Annotated in this window: 3 protein-coding genes; 2 read left to right on the forward strand and 1 reads right to left on the reverse strand. The window is 69.5% G+C overall.

What is annotated here, in order from left to right:
• Nucleotides 1–1228 (forward strand): HNH endonuclease signature motif containing protein (locus I0Q12_RS15015; RefSeq protein WP_197252665.1); only part of this gene is annotated, 1228 nt, incomplete at its 5' end.
• A 10-nt stretch (nucleotides 1229–1238) separates the two neighbouring features.
• Here the strand turns inward: I0Q12_RS15015 and I0Q12_RS15020 are convergent.
• Nucleotides 1239–2159, reverse strand: coding sequence for a D-isomer specific 2-hydroxyacid dehydrogenase family protein (locus I0Q12_RS15020; protein WP_197252666.1), 921 nt, complete (start codon nucleotides 2157–2159; stop codon nucleotides 1239–1241).
• Between the two features lie 292 nt (nucleotides 2160–2451).
• On the opposite strand from I0Q12_RS15020, the gene I0Q12_RS15025 reads away from it, so the two are divergent.
• Complete coding sequence (locus I0Q12_RS15025; protein ID WP_197252667.1) at nucleotides 2452–4575, forward strand: MMPL family transporter; 2124 nt, start codon at nucleotides 2452–2454, stop codon at nucleotides 4573–4575.
• Nucleotides 4576–4775 lie beyond the last annotated feature (200 nt).

The following is a 4775-nucleotide window of genomic DNA, read 5'->3' on the forward strand; positions in this document are numbered from 1 at the left end:
CGTCAAGGGCGCGAGGAAGGTGGGGGTGTGGCACGCCGTCGACGGCGGCGGCCTCGAGCCGGACCTGCCCGCCACCGCGGCCGCGGTGCGGGACGGGACGATCGGACCCGACCATGTCGCGGCCGTCGCGAAGACCATGCGGAAGGTCCCGCGCACTGTCGGATTCGACGAGATCACCGTCGCCGAGCAGATCCTCGCGGACGCGGCCTGCTCGGTCACGCCCGACGATCTCGTGAAACTCGGCGCGCATCTGCTTGCCTACCTGAATCCGGACGGGGACGTGCCGGACGAGAAGGAACGCAAACGACGGCGAGGTCTGCGGATCGGCAAACAGGGCACCGATCTCATGACCCCGATCTCCGGGCTCATCGATCCCGAGACCCGGGCGCTGCTCGAACCGGTCCTGGCGAAACTCGCCCGCCCCGGCATGAACAACCCGGACGACCCCGAATCACCTTCCGGTGATGTCGAATCCGAGACCCTCGACCGCGATGCCCTCGCCAAGGCCGCCGCCCGCGACACCCGCACCGCGGTGCAACGCAACCACGACGGACTGAAAGTCGCCCTGCGGCAGATCTTGTCGTCGGGTGTGCTCGGCAGCCACCGGGGATTGCCGGTGACCGCGATCCTGACCATGACCGTCAGGCAACTCGAAGACGCGACCGGCATCGTGACCACCGCCTCCGGTGGGCTGGTGCCCATCCGGGACGCGCTGCGGATGGCCGAGACCGCGCATCCGGTGCTGGCGATTTTCGATCACCACGGCCGGCCGCTGCATCTCGGCCGCGCGAAACGACTCGCCTCGGCCGATCAACGTCTCGCATTGATCGCCGCGTCCGGCGGGTGCACCCGCCCGGGCTGCGATGCACCGGCGACACTCACGGCGGTGCATCACATCAGAGAGTGGAAGGACGGCGGGCTCACCGACATCGGCAACGAGGACCTCGCCTGCGATGCCTGCCACGCACTGGTGCACGACGGGCCCGGCGGCTGGCAAACCCGCGTCGCGTCGGCAAACTCCGAGCACCCGGGTCGCACGGAGTGGATCCCGCCACCGCACATCGACCCGGAGCAGAAGCCTCGGGTCAATCACCGGCATCATCTCGGGGATCTGTTGTCGGCGGCGTTGACGCACTACCGTGCCCGCCGCGAAGACGAGCTGCGCGAGCACCGGCGTCGGTGGCTGCGGGAGCCGACCGGAGATACGGGTGACGGTGACGGTCCGTAACCCCGGAGCGTCAGTAGCCCGCCGCGGGATCGACGAGTGCGATCAGCTGCTCCCCCGCGATGAACCGGGCGACGTTCTCACGCACCGTCGGCGCGAGCGTCGCGTTCAGCCCGGTGCGGGTGTTCGCGATGTGCGGGGTGATCACGACGTTGTCGAACGTCCACAGCGGATGGTCGTCGGGCAGTGGCTCGGGGTCGGTGACGTCGAGGACGGCACCGGCGATCTTCCCGCCACGCAGCGCATCGACGAGCGCGTCGGAGTCGACGAGGTTGCCGCGCGCGACATTGACGAGCCACGCGGTGTCGGGCATCGCGTCGAGCGCCTCGGCGTTCACGAGCCGGTCGGTGTCCGCGGTCGCCGGTGCCGCGACCACGAAGTGATCGGCCATCGTCCACACCTCGGCGGTGCGGCTCGCCGGAAACGTCACCGATGCTCCCTCCACGGGGCGACCGGAATAGTTCACGGCGACCACGTCGACGCCGAGCGCACGCAGTCGCGGGATCATCGCGCGGCCGATACCGCCGCATCCGACGATCGCGACGGTCGAACCGTGCAGCATCCGCACCTGCGGGTCCAGCACCGGCTTCTGCCACCGCTGCACCGGCCGGGCTGCGGCCGCGATCGAACCGTGGAACTGCCGCAGTCCGACGAGCAGCGCCCCGACGGCATATTCGGCGACGTTGTCGGCGTACACCCCGGACGCGTTGGTCCACATCCGGTCGGGGTCGATGATCCCGGCCCGGAAGAACGGCTCGATGCCCGCGAACGCGAGCTGCACCCAGCGCACCCCCGCCGGGAGCTCGGGGAAACCGTCGACGTCGCCGTGCCACACCAGCGCCTCGGCCTCGTGGAGCGGGACGAGTGTGCCGCCGCCCTCGACGATGGCGGCGGCGAGGTGTTCGTCGTGGTCCGGTCCGAGATGAACGCGCATACGCGCACCCTATCGACCGCCGGGAATACCTGCGCGGTCCGATGCGTTGACCCCGTTCGGATCGGCACGTCACGTATCCCCCGGGCTCAAAACAATTTGCCCTCGTGGAATACCGTTCGGCTGGAGCCGCGTTGCGCCTTTCGCCGAGAGGCGATCGGGCGTGCCGGTCCCCTACTTCACGGTCGTTTCGACCGCGTTCCACCGCCACGACGGCGAATCCGTGCGGCCTACTACAGTCGCGGAGGCACGACGCCCGGCCGGGGTGTCGGCACCTCGACCGAATGGAGCGCGCATGAACCGCTGGGCCACGACCGTGGTCGCCCGGCGATGGTGGGTTCTCGGACTCGCCGTCCTGATCGTGGTGGTGGCCGGAGCGTGGGGCACCGGCGTGTTCGGAAATCTGTCGTCGGCCGGGTTCTACGACCCGAACAGCGAGTCCTACAAGGTCGCGGAGATCGTCGAGGAGAACTTCGGTCCGCAGACCGCCGACATCATCGCGATGTACACGGCCCCCGAGGGCCGGACCGTCGACGACATCGAACCGGACGTCACCGCGGTGCTGGACCGGTTCGCCGCGGAGGTGCCCACTCACGCGATCAACACCTATTGGTCCACGGCGCCCCCGGCGAACCAGCTCCTGCTGTCCAAGGACGGTCGCAGCGTCGCCGCGTCGATCACCCTGTCCCCCGACTCGGGTGTCTCCGTCGCCACGTTCGATTCGTTGTTGCCGAAGCTCGAGGTTCCCGGCGTCGAGTCGCAGTTCGCGGGGAACTCGGTCGTCGCCGTGGCCTTCACGTCGACGCTCGAGCACGACCTGCTGCGCGCCGAAGCGATCGCGATCCCGATCACCCTCGTCCTGCTGGTGATCATCTTCGGTGGCCTCACCGCCGCCGCCGTCCCGGTGTTCGTCGGTGTCCTCGCCGTGCTCAGCGCGCTCGCGACGCTGCGCCTGCTCACGATGGTCACCGATGTGAGCTCGTTCGCCCTGAACGTCACCTCTCTGATCGGTCTCGGCCTGGCCATCGACTACGGACTGTTCATCGTCAGCCGATTCCGCGAGGAACTCGAGGGCGGCGCCGACACGGCGGCGGCGACCCGACGCACCGTCCTCACCGCGGGCCGAACGGTCATGTTCTCCGGGCTGCTGCTGATCTGCGCGTTCGCCGGGATGCTCGTGTTCCCGCAGGCGGTGCTGCGATCCCTCGGTCTCGGCGCGATCGCAGCGGTCCTGAGTGCGGCTGTGCTCGCGCTGACCGCGATCCCCGCGCTGCTCGCCATCCTCGGGTCACGGATCAACTCGCTGACGTGGAGCAAGAACGCCGCTCATCGCGGTGAGGCGCGGGCCCGGCGTTTCTGGGGTTCGGTGGTCGTCGGGGTGATGCGGAGGCCCGCGGTCATCGCCGTCGCGATCGTCGCGGGTCTGCTCGTGCTGGCGTTCCCGGTGCTGCGCGCCTCGTTCGGGGAGGTCGAGTACACGGCTCTTCCGGAGAACGCCCCGGCGCGCGTGGCGACCCAGGCGTTGCTCGACGACTTCCCGTCTACCGGTAACGGCGCCACGCTCCTGGTGCGAGGAAGCGACGGTGGCCCGCCGTCCACGACCGCGGTCGGCGAGGTGTCCCGCGCGGCGGCCCGGGTGGACGGCATCGCCCAGGCGTTGACGGTCGCCTCGAACGGCGACGTGACGGTGGTGCAGGCCCTGTATGCGCAGGGTGTCGACGGCACCGCCCGGGCCGGCGACATCGTCCACGAGTTGCGGGCGGTCGATGCGCCGGCCGGCACCGAACTGCTCGTCGGTGGCGGCCGGGCGATGGTCGACGACGGCAACGCCGCCATCTCGCGGTGGCTGCCGGTGATGCTCGCGATCATGGTGGTCTCGACGCTGGTGCTGTTGTTCCTGGCGTTCGGGTCGGTGGTGCTGCCGCTGAAGGCCGTCGCGATGGCGGCGCTGAGCCTGGCCGCAACGTTCGGTGTTCTGACCTGGGTGTTCCAGCTCGGTCACGGTGCGGAACTGCTCGGGGTGACCGCGAGCCCGCTCGAACCGTCGTTCGTGGTGTTGATCCTGGCGGTGGTGTTCGGTCTGTCCACCGACTACGAGGTGTTCCTCATGTCCCGGATGGTCGAGGCCCGCGCCGCCGGGGCGACCACCGAGGAGGCGGTGAAGTTCGGGACCGAACGCACCGGCCGCGTCGTGACGGCGGCGGCACTGCTGCTGATCGTGGTCACCGGGGCGTTCACCATCTCCGGGCTGTCGATCATGCGGTTCCTCGGTGTCGGCATGATCCTCGCGCTGATCATCGACGCGACGGTGGTGCGGATGCTGCTGGTGCCGTCGCTCGTGAAGCTGATGGGCGACGCCAACTGGTGGGCGCCGGCGTGGATGAAGCGGGTGCACGAGAAGGTCGGCATCGGGCACTGATCCGGCGAAGGGAGCGTTGCCGACGCTTATCATCGGCACGCCCCTTCCCCCTCACCCGGGAGATCTCTTGGACACGCCGCCCTCTCCCCGTTCCCCGCACGGCATCCGGCGGATGGGTGGTCGTGATCCCGGCGAGTCGTTCCGCGTCGCCAGCCCGCTCGAGTTGCTGCTCGACCTGACGTTCGTCATCGCGTTCGGTG

Source organism: Rhodococcus sp. CX (assembly GCF_015865005.1).
Classification (GTDB): domain Bacteria; phylum Actinomycetota; class Actinomycetes; order Mycobacteriales; family Mycobacteriaceae; genus Rhodococcus.